This is a genomic window from Thermodesulfovibrio yellowstonii DSM 11347, assembly GCF_000020985.1.
Classification (GTDB): domain Bacteria; phylum Nitrospirota; class Thermodesulfovibrionia; order Thermodesulfovibrionales; family Thermodesulfovibrionaceae; genus Thermodesulfovibrio; species Thermodesulfovibrio yellowstonii.
On sequence record NC_011296.1, the window covers coordinates 195,174 to 213,435 of the forward strand.

At 35.0% G+C, this 18,262-nt stretch carries 19 protein-coding genes and 1 tRNA gene; 9 read left to right on the plus strand and 11 right to left on the minus strand.

All coding sequences use genetic code 11. The annotated features are described in order from the left end of the window. The first annotated feature begins 27 nt into the window (after positions 1-27). Entirely contained in the window at positions 28-918 is an 891-nt protein-coding gene (locus THEYE_RS00935; RefSeq protein WP_021013188.1) for an SPL family radical SAM protein, read from the plus strand. Here THEYE_RS00935 and tgt read toward each other — a convergent pair. Both tgt and hcp read right to left on the minus strand, forming a co-directional pair. Beyond that, entirely contained in the window at positions 836-1,987 is a 1,152-nt protein-coding gene (tgt, locus tag THEYE_RS00940) for a tRNA guanosine(34) transglycosylase Tgt (protein ID WP_012546567.1), read from the minus strand. The genes THEYE_RS00935 and tgt overlap by 83 nt on opposite strands. Before the next feature lie 113 nt (positions 1,988-2,100). Then, positions 2,101-3,720 (minus strand): hydroxylamine reductase, encoded by a 1,620-nt coding sequence (hcp, locus tag THEYE_RS00945; protein ID WP_012545464.1) that lies wholly within the window; start codon positions 3,718-3,720, stop codon positions 2,101-2,103. A gap of 157 nt (positions 3,721-3,877) precedes the next feature. On the opposite strand from hcp, the gene nrfH reads away from it, so the two are divergent. The 4 genes from nrfH (at position 3,878) to THEYE_RS00965 (ending at position 6,775) form a co-directional block, all read left to right on the plus strand. Then, positions 3,878-4,315, plus strand: a complete 438-nt coding sequence (gene nrfH / locus THEYE_RS00950) for a cytochrome c nitrite reductase small subunit (RefSeq protein WP_012546298.1) — start codon at positions 3,878-3,880, stop codon at positions 4,313-4,315. A gap of 12 nt (positions 4,316-4,327) precedes the next feature. Beyond that, a complete protein-coding gene (locus THEYE_RS00955) occupies positions 4,328-5,794 on the plus strand; it encodes an ammonia-forming cytochrome c nitrite reductase subunit c552 (protein ID WP_012545985.1) in 1,467 nt (488 codons plus the stop codon). Positions 5,795-5,881: 87 nt separating this feature from the next. Further along, positions 5,882-6,550 carry a Crp/Fnr family transcriptional regulator gene (locus THEYE_RS00960; protein ID WP_012545137.1) on the plus strand — a complete coding sequence of 223 codons (669 nt, stop codon included), beginning with the start codon at positions 5,882-5,884 and terminating at the stop codon, positions 6,548-6,550. A gap of 24 nt (positions 6,551-6,574) precedes the next feature. After that, a complete protein-coding gene (locus THEYE_RS00965; protein WP_012546887.1) occupies positions 6,575-6,775 on the plus strand; it encodes a DUF6485 family protein in 201 nt (66 codons plus the stop codon). Here THEYE_RS00965 and THEYE_RS00970 read toward each other — a convergent pair. Continuing rightward, on the minus strand, positions 6,753-7,622 hold the full coding sequence (locus tag THEYE_RS00970; RefSeq protein ID WP_028842212.1) for a metallophosphoesterase family protein: 870 nt from the start codon (positions 7,620-7,622) through the stop codon (positions 6,753-6,755). The two genes, THEYE_RS00965 and THEYE_RS00970, sit on opposite strands and share 23 nt — an antisense overlap. Further along, positions 7,600-8,235 carry a HEAT repeat domain-containing protein gene (locus THEYE_RS00975; RefSeq protein WP_012546692.1) on the minus strand — a complete coding sequence of 212 codons (636 nt, stop codon included), beginning with the start codon at positions 8,233-8,235 and terminating at the stop codon, positions 7,600-7,602. Before THEYE_RS00975 ends, THEYE_RS00970 begins: the two co-directional genes overlap by 23 nt. 41 nt (positions 8,236-8,276) lie before the next feature. On the opposite strand from THEYE_RS00975, the gene THEYE_RS00980 reads away from it, so the two are divergent. Continuing rightward, positions 8,277-8,852: a class II aldolase/adducin family protein gene (locus THEYE_RS00980; protein WP_012545581.1), complete on the plus strand. Its 576-nt coding sequence runs from the start codon at positions 8,277-8,279 to the stop codon at positions 8,850-8,852. Positions 8,853-8,854: 2 nt separating this feature from the next. Here THEYE_RS00980 and rfaD read toward each other — a convergent pair whose 3' ends face one another. Further along, positions 8,855-9,820, minus strand: a complete 966-nt coding sequence (rfaD, locus tag THEYE_RS00985) for an ADP-glyceromanno-heptose 6-epimerase (RefSeq protein ID WP_012546025.1) — start codon at positions 9,818-9,820, stop codon at positions 8,855-8,857. 198 nt (positions 9,821-10,018) lie between these two features. On the opposite strand from rfaD, the gene THEYE_RS00990 reads away from it, so the two are divergent. Beyond that, a complete protein-coding gene (locus tag THEYE_RS00990) occupies positions 10,019-10,363 on the plus strand; it encodes an ArsR/SmtB family transcription factor (protein WP_012545390.1) in 345 nt (114 codons plus the stop codon). A 15-nt stretch (positions 10,364-10,378) separates the two neighbouring features. Further along, on the plus strand, positions 10,379-11,548 hold the full coding sequence (locus THEYE_RS00995; RefSeq protein ID WP_012546326.1) for a permease: 1,170 nt from the start codon (positions 10,379-10,381) through the stop codon (positions 11,546-11,548). A 67-nt stretch (positions 11,549-11,615) separates the two neighbouring features. Here the strand turns inward: THEYE_RS00995 and THEYE_RS01000 are convergent, their stop codons facing one another. The 5 genes from THEYE_RS01000 to guaB all read right to left on the minus strand — a co-directional run bounded on the left by THEYE_RS01000 (position 11,616) and on the right by guaB (position 16,837). Next, positions 11,616-12,356 (minus strand): TlyA family rRNA (cytidine-2'-O)-methyltransferase, encoded by a 741-nt coding sequence (locus tag THEYE_RS01000; RefSeq protein ID WP_012544951.1) that lies wholly within the window; start codon positions 12,354-12,356, stop codon positions 11,616-11,618. 2 nt (positions 12,357-12,358) lie between these two features. Then, a complete protein-coding gene (locus tag THEYE_RS01005) occupies positions 12,359-13,246 on the minus strand; it encodes a polyprenyl synthetase family protein (RefSeq protein WP_012545645.1) in 888 nt (295 codons plus the stop codon). A 4-nt stretch (positions 13,247-13,250) separates the two neighbouring features. Then, positions 13,251-13,763 (minus strand): coiled-coil domain-containing protein, encoded by a 513-nt coding sequence (locus tag THEYE_RS01010; protein ID WP_012546267.1) that lies wholly within the window; start codon positions 13,761-13,763, stop codon positions 13,251-13,253. Positions 13,764-13,842: 79 nt separating this feature from the next. Next, complete coding sequence (gene guaA, locus THEYE_RS01015) at positions 13,843-15,375, minus strand: glutamine-hydrolyzing GMP synthase (RefSeq protein WP_012545424.1); 1,533 nt, start codon at positions 15,373-15,375, stop codon at positions 13,843-13,845. Between the two features lies 1 nt (position 15,376). Further along, on the minus strand, positions 15,377-16,837 hold the full coding sequence (guaB, locus tag THEYE_RS01020; protein ID WP_012546759.1) for an IMP dehydrogenase: 1,461 nt from the start codon (positions 16,835-16,837) through the stop codon (positions 15,377-15,379). A gap of 62 nt (positions 16,838-16,899) precedes the next feature. Here guaB and THEYE_RS01025 point away from each other — a divergent pair. Continuing rightward, positions 16,900-16,972, plus strand: a tRNA-Arg gene (locus THEYE_RS01025). Here THEYE_RS01025 and THEYE_RS01030 read toward each other — a convergent pair. Beyond that, entirely contained in the window at positions 16,973-18,196 is a 1,224-nt protein-coding gene (locus tag THEYE_RS01030; protein WP_012546813.1) for a bifunctional 3,4-dihydroxy-2-butanone-4-phosphate synthase/GTP cyclohydrolase II, read from the minus strand. Positions 18,197-18,262 lie beyond the last annotated feature (66 nt).

The following is an 18,262-nucleotide window of genomic DNA, read 5'->3' on the forward strand; positions in this document are numbered from 1 at the left end:
TTATATCATATTGTGACATAATAAACTATGTATATTCGCCAATTTGACCCATGGAAAAGTGAACTATGCACATGTCCACCAAAGTATTCACTGAATCCATATACTGGATGTGTTCATGGTTGTCTTTACTGTTATGCTTCTTCGTATATCAAAAATTTCTTTAATTTGAGGGAAAAACCTAAGCTTATAGAGAGTTTAAAAAGAGAGATAAAAAAAATTCCTAAAAATTCGCTAATTTCATTATGTAATACTTCTGACCCTTATCCTCCAGTAGAATTTAATAAAAAAATTACAAGAAAATGTTTGGAGATTTTCAAAGACAATGATATGAAAGTTCTCATCATAACCAAAAGTGATATTGTTTTAAGAGACATTGATTTGTTTAAAGAAATGCCTTCTTGCGTAACGATTACAATAACAACATTTAAACATTATAAGAAACTTGAGCCTTATGCTCCTGCACCAATACAAAGATTTAAAGCTCTTGAAGAGTTAGGTAAAAAAGGTATTCCTATAGGTATAAGACTTGATCCAATCATACCAATGCTGAATGAAGAAGAAATTGAAGCGATCTTAAAGGCAGCTAAAGATAGTGGTGTAAAGCATGTGATTGCAAGCACATTTAAACCAAGATGGGATAGTTGGCAAAGAATATCTCAGGCTTTTCCTGACATTGCTGGAAAAATTCAAAAACTTTATTTCAAAGATGGAGCAAAAATCTCAAACTCATGGTATTTAGCAAAGCCTTTAAGAAAAGATTTAATCCTTAAAGTAAAACAGACATGTGCTGCCCTCTCTTTAACATTTTCCTCATGTAGGGAAGGCTTTCCAGAGCTTAATAATTCTCCAAGCTGTGATGGAAGTCATTTGATTCCTGATAAAAGTTTTTCTCAAGAACAGGCAGCCATTCTTTTTTGAACTCTTGAAATCTTCTTTCAGCTATAGCCTGTCTCATTTTTTCAAAGAATCTGCAATAAAAGTAAAGATTATGTATTGTGTTAAGCCTCATTGATAGGATTTCTCTACACGTATAAAGATGTCTTAAAAAGGCGCGGCTATAGTTTTTGCATGTATAACAATCACAATCTGGATCAAGAGGAGATAAATCTTCTTTAAACTCGCTTCTTTTGATACTTATGCGTCCCTGTGATGTAAAAAGCGTTCCGTTCCTTGCATTTCTTGTTGGTATAACACAATCAAACATATCTATACCGTGTTCTACTGCATGTAGAACATCTATCAAGTCGCCGACTCCCATTAGATAATGAGGTTTATCTTCTGGCATTAGTGGAGATATGTCTTTTACAATTTTATACATATCAGTTTTTGGTTCTCCAACGCTCAAGCCTCCAATTGCATATCCGTGAAAATCAATTTTTAGTAACTCTTCAAGAGCTCTAATTCTTAAATCTGAAAAAACCCCACCTTGAATTATTCCAAAAAGAGCCTGATAGGTATCCTGTTTTTCAAAATGTTCTTTGCATCTTTTTGCCCATTCAGTGGTAAGTTTTATAGATTTTTCAACATATTCTTCGTCTGCTGGATAAGGAATACATTCATCCAAAACCATCATTATATCTGAACCTAAGGCAAGCTGAATATCTATTGCTTTTTCAGGATTTATAAAATGAAGTGAACCATCAATATGTGACCGGAACTCAACTCCCTCTAAGGTTATTTTTCGTAAAGAGGCTAAACTATATATTTGAAATCCTCCGCTATCAGTAAGAATTGGACAATGCCAGTTAATGAATTTATGAATTCCTCCAATCATTTTAATTGTTTCATGTCCTGGTCTTAAATAAAGATGATATGTATTTGAAAGAATGATTTCATATCCAATTTGTCTTACTTCTTCTGGAGTCATTGCTTTGACTGTTCCATTTGTTCCCACAGGCATAAATGCTGGAGTATGGATAATTCCTCTTTGAGTTTCAATTATTCCGGTTCGTGCAAGTCCGTCTTTCTGCAGGATTTTAAATCGCATTTAAATATTTTAACAGGTTGTTGAATGAAAATTCCCGAATTACCAGATATAGAAATGCTGGGTTAAATGAGTTTGCCGCCCTCTGAGACGAGTCAGAGAGCGGTATTATTTTTTTATCTCAAAATATCCTTTAAATCTTCCTCTGCGGTTTTTATTGGTTTAATTCCGAAATTATCAACAAGTACCTTAAGCACATTGGGACTTACAAAGGCTGGTAGCGTTGGTCCAAGACGAATATTTTTTATACCAAGATAAAGCAAAGTTGTTAAAATAGCCACTGCCTTTTGCTCAAACCATGAAAGGATAAGGGAAAGGGGTAGTTCATTAATACTTACATTAAACGCCTTTGAAAGAGCAAGAGCAATTTGAATTGCTGAATAGGCATCATTGCATTGACCAACATCAAGAAGTCTGGGAATTCCGTTAATTGAACCGAGTTCTTTGTCAAAGAATCTGAATTTACCACAGGCTAAGGTTAACACTATCGTATCTTTAGGTGTTTTCTCAACAAACTCAGTATAATAACTTCTTCCAGGCTTTGCGCCATCGCAACCACCAACAAGAAAGAAGTGGCGAATTTTTCCTGCTTTGACAAGCTCAATTACCTTGTCAGCAACACTAAGTACACTGTTTCTTGCAAAACCAACCATTACTGTTTTATCTTCCTTATCTTCTGTAAATCCGGGCAGTTCAAGTGCTTTTTCAATAACAGGAGTAAAATCTTTGTCTTTAATATGTTTAACCCCTGGCCAACCTACTACACCAGTTGTAAAAATTCTGTCCTTATAGCTTTCCTGAGGCTTAATTATACAGTTTGTTGTCATAAGTATAGCACCCGGGAATTGAGCAAACTCTCTCTGTTGATTCTGCCATGCTGTGCCATAATGCCCATAAAAATGTTTGTATTTTTTGAGTTCTGGATAGCCATGACAGGGAAGCATCTCCCCATGAGTATAAACATATATTCCCTTGCCTTCTGTTTGTTGCAAAAGAAGTTCAAGGTCTCTAAGGTCATGACCTGACACAACTATTGCCTTGCCTTTTTTATGTCCAAGAGGAACAGGAGTTGGAACAGGATGTCCGTATCTACCAGTGTTTGCTGCATCAAGAAGTTCCATTGCTCTCAGATTAATTTCACCAGCCCGAAGTACCATATTTAACCAGAAGTCAAGGTCTCCATTTCTTTGCATTGCATCAAGAGCTTCATAAATAAAGGCATAAACCTTTTCATCTTCTTGCCCAAGAATCTGAGCATGGTCAGTATATGCAGCAATTCCCCTTAAGGAGTAAAGAGTTATTTCTTTTAATGACTGAACATCTTCATTTGATGAACTATGGAAAATTTTCTGATTTGCCTCCTCGCCTTGTTTTACAAGTTCTTGTAAATTGTCAGCTGGTTGAAACTTACAGGATTCAGTTTCCTGAACTTTAAAGCCCATTTGTTTAAGCTCATCTCTTAGTTTTACTGCCTCATAAATAAAGTTTTTGATTGCTTCTGAGTCAAAATTCACATTTGTGAGGGTTGCAAAAAGCGCTTCAACAGTAAATTTGTTAATCCTTTTCATCACATTCTGTGTCTGTGAGGATTCTTTCAGAGCTTCCTTTGCATAGGTTGCAAGTCCCTGAAGTGCATATGTAAGTAAATCCTGAAGATAGGCAGTATCAGGCTGTTTTCCACATACACCTAATTTTGTGCATGGATTTGCTGTTTGTTCACATTGTCTACAAAACATGGTTAAACCTCCTAAAAGTTTTTCTTTATGATTAATTTTATCTAAAAAAAACGATAAAAAGTATGATTTAAATCATAGTAAACCAAATAAAAATCATATATCCTTGAAAAGAGGATTTTTTTCTGATAAAATTTAGACAAAAGAAAGGGGGTGAACTATGAGGAGGAGTTGGATAGTTATAATCGTAATTGTTTTCTTATTTGTTATTGCAATTGTCTCTCCCAAACTCCTTGCCAAGACTAACTCTCCAGAGTTTTGTGCTAAATGTCATGTTATGCAAGACGAATATGTAACCTTAATGAAGGGAGGGATTCACAACTCCTTAAGATGCGTAGACTGCCATCTTCCAAATGATTCAAAGGCAAATTTTTATCTATGGAAAGGCATTGATGGAACAAAAGATGTAGTGCATTTTTACTCTGGAAGCGTGCCTGAAAGAATTATTATCTCTGCTCATGGTAAAAAAATAGTTCAGGAAAACTGCGTAAGATGTCATGAAGGAATAGTCTCAAAGATTAACGTATCAGATAGAAAATGCTGGGACTGCCATAAAAGAATATCCCACAGGCAAGCAGGTTTAAGAGAAACTATTTAAGGGGGTGTTTTGATGAAAAGATTGAGCTTTATATGTATTTTGTGTTTTATGGCTTTTGTTTTATTTTCCTGTGCACCTGAAAAGCCTAAGGAATTTAAAGCTACGGCTATTTCAGAAAATGAAGTTGATCCAGAAGTCTGGGGAAAGGTTTATCCAATTCATTATGAGATGTATAAACAGTCTCAGGAACCAACACCTGCTGGAAAGAGTAAGTATAAAAAAGGATGGGATACTGATAAAGTTATCTATGATAAACTTTCGGAGTATCCTTTTATGGCATTGCTATACAATGGGTGGGGTTTTGGAATTGAATATAATGAACCGAGGTCTCATTTTTATAGATTAATTGATCAGCTTGAAATAGACCCATCAAGACTTAAACCAGGTGGTGTGTGTCTAACCTGTAAAACTTCCTATGCACCTGAGCTTGAAGCAAAATATGGTATTAACTACTACAACAAACCCTACAAGGAAGTATGGAGTTGGATACCAGAAAAACATAGAAAGCTCGGAGACTCATGTATTGATTGTCATAATCCAAAAGATGCCTCACTTCAGATAAGAAGAGGATTCACACTTGTTAAAGCCCTTCAAACAATGGGTGTTGATACCAACAATATTCCTCATCAGCAGATGCGTAGCATTATTTGTGCCCAATGTCATGTTACATACGTTGTTCCAAGAGACAAAGATATGAAACCTACAGGACTGTTTTTCCCTTGGCAGGGAAGTAAACTTGGTGGAATTACTATTGAAAATATTATTAAAGTTCTAAAAAGTGATCCCGCCTACGGTGAGTGGAAGCAGGCTGTTACAGGCTTTAAGCTTGGCTATATAAGACACCCAGAATTTGAATTTTTCTCAAACAACTCAACCCACTGGAATGCAGGAGTATCTTGTGCAGACTGTCACATGCCTTACAAAAAAATGGGTGGCTTCAAAGTATCTGAACACAGGATAATGAGTCCTCTTAAGTCTGTTATGAAAGCGTGTCTCCAGTGTCACAGTGAGACTCCAGAGTGGCTTAAACAGAGAGTATTAACCATACAGGACAGAACAATGAGTCTACTGCTTAGGGCAGGATATCAGACAGCAGTTACGGCAAAGCTTTTTGAGATTGCAAACAAAGCACAGGAGCAGGGCAAAAAACTTGACCAAAACCTTTACAACAAAGCAAAAGACCTTTATCTTGAAGCACTTTACAGAGTAATATTCATAGGTGCTGAAAACTCAATTGGATTTCATAATCCTACAGAGGCTGGAAGAATTCTTGGTGATGCCACAGCCTACGCATCAAAATCAGAGGCGGTTTTAAGGACAATGCTTGCACAGGCAGGAGTAAGCGTTCCTGTAAATATAGACCTTGAACTTAAAAAATATCTTAATGGCCGTGGAGAGAAGAAGCTTAACTTTAAACCGGAGCAGGAATTTAAAGACCCTTACGGAACTCAGCAAAACATAGAGGCTTTACTTAAATAAAAATTATTAAAGCTTCTGCAGTCTGGAGAGCATTCAGATGCAGAAGCTTTTTTATTTTAAATAATTTAATCTGTTAAAATTATATTTATGCTGGAGAAATTAGCCATTTTTCAAATTCTCAATGAAAATGATATAAAGACTCTTGAGAAAAATCTTAAAGTCTACAAATTTAAAAAGAGAGAGACGATTTTTAATGAAGGTGATATCCCGCAATGGTTTCATGTTTTGATTAAAGGCAAGATTAAGATATCTAAATTTTCAAACAATGGCAAAGAGATTATTCTTGAGCTTTTAGATGCACCAGATTTTTTCGGAACTTTGGCTTTGCTTAAAAATATTCCCTATCCAGCCAGTGCTATTGCAATTGATGACTGTGATATTGGGAATATTCCTTCCAAGACTTTCCTTCAGATAGTTAATAAATATCCTGAATTACAGTCTGAAATACTACATCATGTTACCATGAGACTAAAATCAGGCATTGAAAGTCTTAAAAATATTGCTTTAGTTGATGTTTTATCAAGAATTGTTTATCAGATTCTTAAACTTGCTAATAAATATGGCAAAAAAGTATCCGAAGGTATTCTGATAGATTTAAAACTTACAAAACAGGAAATTGCAGAAATGTCAGGAACAACTACTGAGACAGCAATAAGGATAATGAGTAAATTAAAAAAAGAAGGTTATATAACTGAACAGAATCGCAAAATTATTATCAAAGATATAGAAATGCTTTTAAATTTACTTAAAGATTAATTTTATGCCCAAAGGAGGACAACCATGGAATGTAAGATTGAAAGAAACAAAAAAATCTGTAACTGTAGTTACGAACCTTGCGAGAAAAAAGGAATTTGTTGTGAATGTTTGCATTATCACAGAAAAAGAGGAGAACTTCCAGCATGTTATTTTACTCCAGAAATAGAAGCTACCTATGACAGGAGCATTAAAAGGTTTATCTCTATGCATCAAGGTAAAAAGTAAGGTTTTCTAAAACAACATCTCTTGCATCATTAATTTTTTTTGATAAATCAACTTTTACAACTGTTATACCTGCAATTGAAGCATATCTACGGCAGGTAAATACTGTAATGCATTTATTGGAGTAAATTGCTTTACCTGCTATATGATAATCATGTCCTCTGATAAAGCAAGAAGCATTGATACTATTTAAAAAACTGATAAGTTGCTCTTCTGTAAATTTAGGGATTCCGAATCCTCTGAACATTGGTGATATTGCTGCATCAATCCACAATATTTCTAAAATTAAATCTTGTTTTGATTTGTCATCTATTTGTTGTCCATGAAAAGGAAATCCTGCATGGGATGCCACAATTCCATTTATTGTTTGTATCATTAAAGGCATTTCTCTGAAAAGAGATATAGCGGCATCATGAATTTTTATTCCTGTTTTGCCGAATATATCTATAAGTTCTTTATCAAATTCATAGGGATAACAAAAAACTGAATAGTGTGCTTCATGATTGCCTTTTAGAAGAAAGATTCTGTCTGGAAAATTTAGTTTAAGCAAGCATAGATAAAGGAGGTTATAAAGAGAACCTTCAGGTTCGGGTTCTCTATCTATATAGTCGCCAAGAAATATCAGACAATTTTTAGTTTCCTGTAGAAAAAATCTTTTTACAATGTATTTTGTAGTTGAAAAATCTCCATGAGTGTCTCCAACAAAAACTGCTTCTCCTTCTACAAAATTTAGTTTTATGTATGGAGGTTCTTGTTTTAAAATCTCAGTTGTGGTTTTGAAAACTTGAATAATGCTGTCTGGCTCTAAATTTTCAATTAACTCAGGATTATAAAGAACCTCCAACTGCATCTAATAACTCCTTATGATTTCCATCAGAGGCTATTTCTTTTATAAATTTTGTTGCCTCTGGTGTCCCTATTGATTTTAAAGCATTAACAATTGCTATCCTGACTGCCAGACTTTTTTCAGAATAAAAGGCTTCTTTAAGATATTTAATAGATTCCACCATCTTAAGCCTTCCCAATGATTTTGCAGTAGCTTCTCTTATGAGAATTTCAGGGTCTTTTAAGCCTTCTTTTAAAATATCAAGAAGCCTCATGTTCGGCTTGAAGTTTCCAAGAGCATCTGCAACATAGGATTTTAGAGAAGGACACTCGTGATGGAAAAAATGATCTTGAAACATATTTAATAAACTTTCCTGTGCCTGAGAAGTACCGATATTTCCGAGAAGGCTTATAGCTCGTATTCTGTACCTCCAATCATATCCTCTTGCATCAGCCAGCTTTATAACCACGGAAAGCATATCAGGGTTTTTAAATCTTTCTACAAATGCAGGCTCTGAAATTTTTTCTCTCCATTTAGGAGTATCAAGTTCTTTAAGAAGTTCATCAATTGTTAGTGCATAAGAAGTGAGCGGGAAAAGAATAACTCCCAGAATTAAAAATTTAAAAAATTTTTTCATAAAATACCTCCAACGAATTCTTATATTGTTATAATAAAACTATGCAATGGGAAAAAGAAAGAAAAGAAATTGTCAGAGTTGCAAAAAAGATTTATAAAAAAGGACTTGTTACCGCAAATAGTGGAAATTTCAGTGTAAGGACAGCAAATGAAACCATACTGATTACTCCACGCTCTAAGTCATATGAAAGGCTCAAATTTTCTGATATCATTGAACTCAATTTTGACGGCAAAGTTATAGAAGGAAGTAGAGAGCCTTCTTCTGAATATAGACTTCACATTGAAATTTATAAAAGAAGAAAAGATATTAATGCGGTCATTCATACGCATTCAACTTTTGCATGTGCTCTGGCATCTTTAAATCAATCTCTCCCTGTAATTCTTGATGAACAAAGAACTGTTTTTGGAGGAGAGGTCAGAGTGGCAAAATACGCGGTTTCTGGCTCAGAAGAGCTTGCAAAAGAGGCTGTTAAAGCATTAAAAAATAGAAAAGCTGTTTTTTTATCAAAACACGGTGCTGTAGCAGTTGGCAAAAATATTAGTGAAGCCGATACTATCTGCGAACTTCTTGAGAAGTTCTGCCAGATTTATGTTTTTATGCGATTACTTCAAAAGTAGGCTTAATATTTTTCAAGATAGTTTAAGACATAGTCTTTTATAGCTTCTTCAAGAGACAAAGTGGGTTTATTATAGCCTGTTTCTATCATTTTTCTCATATCAGCTTTTGTGAAATATTGATATTTTCCTTTGATTTCTTCTGGCATATCAATGTATTCAATCTGCGGCTTTATTCCAAGAGATTCAAAAACAGCTTTTGCAAGATCATTCCATGAACGTGGTATTCCTGTTCCTATATTAAAAATCCCGTTTATCTCAGTTTTTTCAATGAAAAATAAAGTCATCTCTACAGCATCTTTAACATAGATAAAATCTCTCAATTGTTCTCCATCTTTGTAATCATTATGGTAGGATTTGAAAAGTCTTATTTTTCCATCTTTTTTAATCTGTTCATAGGCTTTTAAGACCATGCTTCTCATTTCACCTTTATGCCATTCTTTCGGTCCATAAACATTAAAGTATTTCAACCCGACTATTTTATCAAGAATTCCATTTTTTAATGCCCAGAGATCAAATATATGTTTGGAATAGCCATAGGCATTTAAGGGCTTTAGAATAGGAAGTAAAGAGTGTTCATCAGAAAATCCATTAGAACCATCTCCATATGTAGCAGCACTGGATGCATAAATAAATCTCACATTATTTCTTAGAGACCATTTTGCCAGTTCTTTTGTGTATTCATAGTTGTTAATCATTAAAAAGTCAACATCTTTTTCAGTAGTGCTACTTCTTGCACCGAGATGAATTATTGTTTTTACTGAATTATTGAAATTGTTATTTTTTATTTCTTCAATAAATTTATCTTTATGAATATAGTCTTCAAAATGTAGATCAACAAGATTTTTCCATTTTTCTGATTTATTTAGATTATCTACTACGAGAATTTTTTCCTCTCCAAGTTCATTAAGCCTTTTTATAACATTTGCTCCAATAAATCCAGCTCCTCCTGTAACAACTATGTAATTCACATTTACCCTCCAGATATTGTTTAATTTTTTATTTTACCATAGGATAATAAATACGATGATACAAACTCCTTCAATATTACATAATGCAAAGCATTTTTCTGAGTCTCTAAAGTTATTCCATCAATCTGCCTTTTTCCTGCCAGTCTTAGGGATAATTTACCAGTTGACATATATATAAAAAATTTTTTATACTTTGTTGTGCAAAAATTAATTAAATTTTTTCATGCTCTATCTGATGAAACCAGATTAAAAATCATCAAACTTCTTGAGAAAAGTGAACTTTGTGTATGTGAAATAGTTGCTGCTTTAGACATGGTTCAGCCAAAGGTTTCGTTTCATCTCGGAGTTTTAAAAGAAGCTGGACTGGTAAAGATAAAAAGAAAGGGTAAATGGATTCTTTATAGCCTGGATGATTCAGAATTATTTAAAAGATTTTTAATTTTTACTGTGCTTGAAAAGATTTCAGATGAAGATATAAAAAAAGAAATAGAAAGATTGAGAGATTTTAAACAAAATCAAGATCCACGTTATTGTCCAAGATAAGAAAGATAAAACAGCATGAAAGAACGATATAAATTAGGATTAATTATTTTAATTTTTCTTATTTTTTATTATCTTCCAATTGAAAATCAGAGATTTACAAATGCCATTTTTGAATCATTAGCTTTAGCAAAATGGTATGCCCAGGAGCATGTTCTTTTATGTCTAATTCCAGCTTTTTTTATAGCAGGAGCGATAGCTGTTTTTGTAAATAAAGCTTCGGTTATGAAGTACTTTGGTGCAAGGGCTAACAAGGTGCTTTCCTATGGTGTTGCTTCTGTCTCTGGTTCAATTCTTGCAGTGTGTTCCTGCACAATTCTTCCTCTTTTTATGAGCATCTATCAAAGAGGTGCTGGACTTGGTCCTGCAGTTGCTTTTTTATATTCAGGACCCGCCATAAATGTGCTTGCCATAATTTTAACTGCAAGAGTTCTTGGCTGGGATATAGGAATAGCAAGAGCAGTCGGTGCTGTGCTCTTTAGTATAATAATCGGGCTGATGATGCATTTTATCTTTATAAAAGAAGAAAAAAGAAGGCAAGCAGATGAGGATTTTGAAGTAACAGGAATTCAAACTAAACCTCTTTATCAGACCGTGCTTCATCTTTTTTTTATGATCGGTTTTCTCATATTTGCAAACTGGGGAAAGCCACAGGAAGGTGCTATTAGTTTCTGGTGGATTCTGTATAATTTGAAATGGATATTAGCCGTTGTGTTTTTAAGTTTCGTGATGCTATCAAGTATTAGATGGTTTAGTAAAGATGAGCTAACTCAATGGGTTTATCAGACATGGTATTATGCCTATTTAATTATTCCCTTGCTTTTTATTGGCGTTTTAATAGCAGGCTTCTTTTTCGGAAGAGTTGGGTATGAAGGAATTATTCCCTCGGAGTGGGTTTACTCAGTTGTGGGGGGAAATTCTTTACAGGCAAACTTTATTGCAAGTGTGGTAGGTGCATTTATGTATTTTGCCACCTTAACAGAAGTTCCTATAATTCAAGGATTACTTGGCGCAGGCATGGGTAAAGGTCCTGCTTTAGCACTTTTACTTGCGGGACCGGCTTTGAGTCTACCAAGCATGATAGTCATTATGAGAACAATAGGATTTAAAAAAACCTTTGTTTATGTTAGCCTTGTCATAATCATGGCAACAATTTCAGGTATAATTTTTGGTGCTATTACTGATTAGTTTTAAGCTATCATTGTGAATGAAGCAGGAGATCCTTCGCTAACGCTCAGGATGACAAATAAAAATCTCAGGATAATGAGGAGGTCTTGGCATATATCAAATACTCAATATTTCCCTTTTGACCCTTGATTGGTGACTCTATAACTCCGATGACTTTTAGCCCGAGGGACGCAAAAAAATTTTTTATCTCTTCAACTACCCTTTTTCTCTTTTCAAAGGATTTTACCACCCCTCCACTTTCAACCTCTCCTTTGCCCACTTCAAACTGTGGCTTAATTAATGCTATAATCTTTCCCTGAGGTTTCAGGAATTCTAAGACTTTTGGAATAACAAGTTTTAAAGATATAAAAGATACATCAACTGTGACAATATCAATATCCTCAGGAATTTTATCTTTACCCATATATCTTATATTTGTTCTCTCAATAGGAATAACTCTTGGATCAGTTCTAAGTTTCCATGCAAGCTGTCCATAACCAACATCTATAGCATAAACTTTTTTTGCTCCATGTTGAAGCAGACAGTCTGTAAAACCACCAGTGCTTGCACCTACATCCATTACGACTTTATCTTTTACATCAATGGAAAATTCTTTTATTGCATGCTCAAGTTTAAATCCACCTCTACTTACATAAGGAAGAGTTTCACCACATATTGTTATCTCGGAATTTTCATCCACCATGGTGCCAGGCTTTTCAATTTTATGTCCGTTTACAATGACTTTCCCTTCAATAATAAGTGCACGGGCTTTTTCTCTGCTTTCAGTTATGCCTTTTTTAAAGAGAAGTTGATCAAGCCGGAGTTTCACTTTTAAGAGGTTCTTTTTATGATATAATGAGCTATTTCTCTGAGAGGTTCTGCTTTATGATTAAACATTGTTAAACTTTCAAGAGCTTTGTCAATTAATTCTTTAGCCTTCTGTTTTGATTTTTCAATTCCAAAAACACGAGGATATGTCATTTTACCTTTTTCAATGTCAGAGCCTTTTGGCTTTCCCATTGCTTCAGTAGTTCCCTCTATATCAAGAATATCATCAACAATCTGAAAAGCAAGCCCTATTGACTGTCCATATATTTCAAGGTTTTTTATTTTTTCTTCCGATGCTTCTGCTAATATAGCACCAACTTTGACGGATGCCTTTATCATTGCTGCTGTTTTATAAAGATGAATAAATTCAACAACTCTCTCATCAGGCTCTTTGCCCTCTGAAATCAAATCATAAGCCTGACCAGCAACCATACCTCTAAGTCCTGCAGCCTTTGATATTTCAGAGATAACTTTCAATAATGTATTTGAACTTATGTTTGCATAGTCTTTATTTGACAAGATAGTGAAAGCCTCTGTTAATAATCCATCTCCCGCAAGAATTGCTATGCCTTCACCAAATACTTTATGATTTGTAGGCTTACCACGCCTTAAATCATCATTATCCATTGCAGGCAAATCATCGTGTATGAGGGAGTAGGTATGAATAAACTCTATTGCTGTAGCGTAAGGAACTATATTCTCCATACCATCGCAGGCTTCATAAGAAGCAATGCATAGAATGGGACGGAGTCTTTTACCTCCTGCGGTAAGGGAGTATAAAACAGAGTCATGGAGAATGGGAGGAGTAGGAAAGGTTTGAAAATAAGATTTTATGAATTCTTCAATTTTAGCTTTTTTATCTTTTAGATATTTTTTTAGTTCAAAATTCATATAACTATGCTACCGCATAGACTTTTTCTTCAAGTTTTTGAACCCTTGTTAAGACATCATTGATAATTTCTTTTTGTGATAGAGCTTTATTTAGTTGCCCTTTTATTTCTGAAACTTCAAGATATAGATTATCAATTCTTTTATTAGTCTCATCTATTCTAAGAGTATTTTGCATTATCTCATTTTTTAGTTCAACTCTTAATTCATCAATTCTTTTGTTTGTTTCGTCAATTCTTTTATTCGTTTCATCAATTCTTTTATTGGTCTCATCAATTCTTTTGTTTATATCGTCAATTCTTTTATTTATCTCATCAACCCTGGTATTGTTGCCTTCAATAGATTTTCTTAAGTCTCTTATATCGCTTTCTATGTTTCCCATCCTTGCATTAATAGATTCAATTGCCAAAGCAAAACCCTGAAGCTGACCTGTTACAGTTGCCTTGAATTCTCTAAGTTCTTCTTTAATTTCTCCAACTATTAATTCTCTGAGTTTTTCATACATTTTTTCAAAATCCATTTGCTATTTCTCCTCTGTAGAGAATTTTATATTTAAATTATACACTTATAAAATGGTAAAATGACAACGATGCAAATTTTCATTCCCATTCAATTGTTCCTGGAGGCTTTGATGTTATGTCATATACAACCCTGTTTACACCCTTTACTTCATTGATTATCCGATTTGATAGTCTTTCAAGCAATTCATGTGGAAGTTTTACCCAGTCTGCTGTCATTCCGTCTACGCTGTGAACTGCTCTGATAGCTATAACATGTTCATAAGTTCTCTCATCTCCCATTACCCCAACTGTTCTTATGGGAAGTAAAACAGCAAAGGACTGCCATACTTTTTTATACCATCCAGATTTTTTAATCTCTTCAAGCACTATTTTGTCAGCCTGTCTTAGAATTTCAAGCCTTTCACGGGTAACTTCGCCAACACATCTTATGGCAAGCCCAGGTCCAGGAAACGGATGACGATAAAGAATCTCTTCAGGAATTCCAAGTTCTTTACCGAGCTCTCTTACTTCGTCTTTAAAAAGCTCACGCAAAGGCTCAATGAGTTTTAACTTCATTCTTTTAAGAAGTCCGCCAACATTGTGATGACTCTTTATTGTTGCAGAAGGTCCTTTAAAAGAAATACTTTCAATTACATCAGGATAAAGAGTTCCCTGTGCAAGAAATTTTACTCCTTCAATCTTTTTTGCTTCTTCTTCAAAAATTTTTATAAATTCTCCACCTATAATTTTTCTTTTTCTTTCAGGGTCATGAACTCCTTTGAGCCTTTTTAAAAATCTCTCTGAGGCATCCACTACTTTAAGATTTATATGAAAATTATTTCTTAACATCTCTTCTACTTTTTCCCGCTCTCCTGCTCTTAAAAGTCCATTATCCACGAATATACATGTAAGGGCATCTCCTATTGCTTTATGAACCAAAACTGCTGTAACAGTTGAGTCAACTCCACCACTTAAAGCACATACAACTTTATATTTACCCACTTTTTTTCTTATTTCTTCTGTTTCTCTTTCTACAAAGGAATGCATATTCCATGTTGGTTTGCAACCACATATCTTGAACACAAAATTTTTAAGTATCTTTTTCCCTTCCTCAGTGTGTACAACCTCAGGATGAAACTGTAAAGCATATATTTTTCTCACTTTGTCTGCCATCGCAGCATAGGGAGAATTCTCTGTATGAGCAAGTCGTATAAAACCTTCAGGCATCTCATTGATTTTATCCGCATGGCTCATCCACACAACAGTTTCATTTTTGATTTCTGCAAAGAGGTCTGAAAAATCATCTATTTTAAGAATGGCTTTGCCATACTCTCTTTTTTCAGCTCGGGAGACTTTGCCTCCAAGTAAATGAGTAATAAGCTGCATACCATAACATATTCCAAGAATAGGAATCTCTAAATTGAAAATCTTCCTATCAATGCTTGGTGAATCTTTTTCAAATACACTGGCAGGACCACCTGAAAGTATTATTCCTGAAGGATTTCTCTTTTCTATTTCAGAAAAAGGTGCATTACATGGAATTATTTCAGAGTAAACCTTTAATTCTCTTACTCTTCTCGCAATAAGCTGCGTGTACTGTGAACCAAAATCTATTACAAGTATTTCCTGCATATTAGTCCTCAACCCAATAATTAGGAGACTCTCTTGTTATTGTTACATCATGAACATGACTTTCCCTTAATCCTGCATTAGTTATCTTGATGAATTTTGCCTTTGCACGGAGTTCCTCTAAGGTTCTACAACCACAATAGCCCATACCTGATTTTAAGCCTCCCACCAACTGATGAACACTTTTAGCAAGTGGTCCTCTATAGGGAACTCTTCCTTCAACACCTTCAGGAACAAGTTTTTCAGGAGAAACCATCTCCTGCCTGTATCTGTCACGAGAGCCTCCCTGCATAGCACCAATAGAACCCATGCCTCTGTATGTTTTATAACTTCTTCCTTGATAAAGTATTATTTCGCCCGGGGCTTCATCTGTTCCTGCAAAAAGGCTTCCTATCATAACACAATGAGCTCCTGCAGCAAGTGCTTTGGTAATATCGCCTGAATATTTTATTCCTCCATCAGCAATTAAAGGTATGTTGTATTTTGAAGTCACAGAATAACAGTTCATGATTGCTGTAAGTTGTGGAACTCCTGCTCCTGCTACTATTCTTGTTGTGCATATTGAACCAGGTCCTATTCCAACTTTTACAGCATCTGCTCCTGCCTCAATAAGCTCCTCAGCGGCTTCTTGGGTTGCTATATTTCCTGCTACTATGTCAATATCAAATCTTCTTTTAAGTTCTTTTAGTGTTTCAATTACTCCTTTACTGTGTCCGTGTGCTGTATCAATCACAATTGCATCAACTCCAGCTTTTACAAGCAGTTCTGCTCTGTAAATTGCGGGCTCACCAACTCCAACTGCTGCTGCAACCCTTAGTCTTCCGAGATGGTCTTTGCAGGCATTTGGATACTTTCTTCTTTTTTCAATGTCTTTTATTGTTATCAAACCTTTGAGATTAAAATCTTCATCTACAATTGGCAGCTTTTCAATTTTATATCTATGTAAAATTTCCTGTGCTTCTTCAAGAGTAATTCCAACATGAGCAGTTATAAGTCTTTCCTTTGTCATAACTTCTTCAACTTTTCTTGTAAAGTCCCTTTCAAATTTAAGGTCTCTGTTTGTAATTATTCCAACAAGTTTTCCATTAACAGTTACGGGAACTCCAGAAATTCTATATCTTTCCATCAATGCAAGTGCTTCTGAAAGAGGAGCATCAGGAGATATGGTAATTGGGTCTACTATCATACCACTTTCAGATTTCTTTACCTTATCTACTTCCAGAGCCTGTTTTTCAGGAAGCATGTTCCTATGAATTACGCCAATTCCTCCCTCTCTTGCGATTGCAATTGCAAGATTCGCATCTGTAACTGTATCCATTGCAGCACTGACTATAGGAATATTTAGTTGTATGTTGGGAGTAAAGTAAGTTGTTACATCAACTTCTGCGGGAATGATATCTGATTTTGAGGGCACAAGTAAAACATCATCAAAGGTTAATCCTAATGGAATTTCATTTTCTTTCATTTATTGCTCCTTTATGGAAATTTTTTAAAATTATACTGCCTTTGCTATAATTTATTTTAGAAGCGCCTGTAGCTCAGTGGAGAGAGCATCGGCCTCCGGAGCCGATGGTCGGAGGTTCAAATCCTCTCAGGCGCGCTATACTTTTGTCAATAGATGTCCGAGTTTTTCCTTTTTTGTTTTTAAGTAGCATTTATTATTTTCATTTGGTTTAACTTCAATTGGCACTCTTTCAACAACTTTGAGCCCATAACCTTCTAATCCTACAATCTTACGGGGATTATTGGTCATAAGTCGCATTTTTCTTACGCCAAGGTCTACCAGTATCTGAGCACCAACTCCATAGTCTCTGAGGTCAGGTTTAAATCCAAGTTTTATATTAGCTTCTACTGTATCATATCCTTTTTCCTGTAATTCATAAGCTTTAAGCTTATTTAAAAGCCCGATTCCTCTGCCTTCCTGCCTCATATATAGCAATACGCCTTTACCTGCTTCATCAATCATTTCCAGTGCTCTGTGAAGCTGAGAACCACAATCACATCTCTTAGAAAGAAACACATCGCCTGTTAAACATTCCGAGTGAACCCTTACAAGAACCTCGTCATTTGGCCTAATATCACCTTTTACAAGGGCAAGATGGACTTTATCATCAATAAGTGTTGTGTAAGCAATTGCTTTAAATTCTCCATAATCTGTTGGAAGCTGGACTGTTGCAACTTTTCTAACAAGGGTCTCGTTTCTCATTCTGTATCTAATTAAATCTTTAATAGTGGTGATCTTTAGTCCATGTTTTTTGGCAAACTCCATCAGTTGAGGCACTCTTGCCATTGTTCCATCTTCATTCATGATTTCACAGATAACTCCTGCTGGATAAAGCCCAGCAAGACGTGCAAGGTCAACCGCTGCTTCAGTATGTCCTGCTCTTTTAAGAACTCCACCCTTTTGAGCTCTTAATGGGAAGACATGCCCAGGTCTTACAAGGTCTTCTGGCTTAGTTTTTGGGTCTATTGCAGTAAGAATTGTCAATGCCCTGTCATGAGCAGAAATACCGGTGGTAACCCCTTTCCTTGCTTCAATTGATACTGTAAATGCGGTCTGATGGGGTGTTTCATTTACATCAACCATCATGGGGAGTTTAAGTTCATCAACTCTTTCAGGAGTTAGGGGTAGACAAATCAATCCTCTGGCATATTTTGCCATGAAATTTATTACTTCGGGTGTGACTTTTTCAGCTGCAATAAAAAGGTCTCCTTCATTTTCTCTATCTTCATCATCAACAATTATGATCATCTTGCCCTGAATAACATCTTCCAGCACTTCCTCTATGGAGTTAAACTTAAATCCCTCTTTTTTTACGCTCAATTTTAACCTCCGATGGTTTAATAGTTTAATTTTTAATATATCAAAATTCAAAGAATTTTTTCGAGG

Excerpts from the sequence above, each read along its gene's own strand:
- THEYE_RS00935 (WP_021013188.1), top strand. The coding sequence starts at position 28 with ATGTATATTCGCCAATTTGACCCATGGAAAAGTGAACTATGCACATGT.
- tgt (WP_012546567.1), bottom strand. The coding sequence starts at position 1,987 with ATGCGATTTAAAATCCTGCAGAAAGACGGACTTGCACGAACCGGAATA.
- hcp (WP_012545464.1), bottom strand. The coding sequence starts at position 3,720 with ATGTTTTGTAGACAATGTGAACAAACAGCAAATCCATGCACAAAATTA.
- nrfH (WP_012546298.1), top strand. The coding sequence starts at position 3,878 with ATGAGGAGGAGTTGGATAGTTATAATCGTAATTGTTTTCTTATTTGTT.
- THEYE_RS00955 (WP_012545985.1), top strand. The coding sequence starts at position 4,328 with ATGAAAAGATTGAGCTTTATATGTATTTTGTGTTTTATGGCTTTTGTT.
- THEYE_RS00960 (WP_012545137.1), top strand. The coding sequence starts at position 5,882 with ATGCTGGAGAAATTAGCCATTTTTCAAATTCTCAATGAAAATGATATA.
- THEYE_RS00965 (WP_012546887.1), top strand. The coding sequence starts at position 6,575 with ATGGAATGTAAGATTGAAAGAAACAAAAAAATCTGTAACTGTAGTTAC.
- THEYE_RS00970 (WP_028842212.1), bottom strand. The coding sequence starts at position 7,622 with ATGCAGTTGGAGGTTCTTTATAATCCTGAGTTAATTGAAAATTTAGAG.
- THEYE_RS00975 (WP_012546692.1), bottom strand. The coding sequence starts at position 8,235 with ATGAAAAAATTTTTTAAATTTTTAATTCTGGGAGTTATTCTTTTCCCG.
- THEYE_RS00980 (WP_012545581.1), top strand. The coding sequence starts at position 8,277 with ATGCAATGGGAAAAAGAAAGAAAAGAAATTGTCAGAGTTGCAAAAAAG.
- THEYE_RS00995 (WP_012546326.1), top strand. The coding sequence starts at position 10,379 with ATGAAAGAACGATATAAATTAGGATTAATTATTTTAATTTTTCTTATT.
- THEYE_RS01005 (WP_012545645.1), bottom strand. The coding sequence starts at position 13,246 with ATGAATTTTGAACTAAAAAAATATCTAAAAGATAAAAAAGCTAAAATT.
- THEYE_RS01010 (WP_012546267.1), bottom strand. The coding sequence starts at position 13,763 with ATGGATTTTGAAAAAATGTATGAAAAACTCAGAGAATTAATAGTTGGA.
- guaA (WP_012545424.1), bottom strand. The coding sequence starts at position 15,375 with ATGCAGGAAATACTTGTAATAGATTTTGGTTCACAGTACACGCAGCTT.
- guaB (WP_012546759.1), bottom strand. The coding sequence starts at position 16,837 with ATGAAAGAAAATGAAATTCCATTAGGATTAACCTTTGATGATGTTTTA.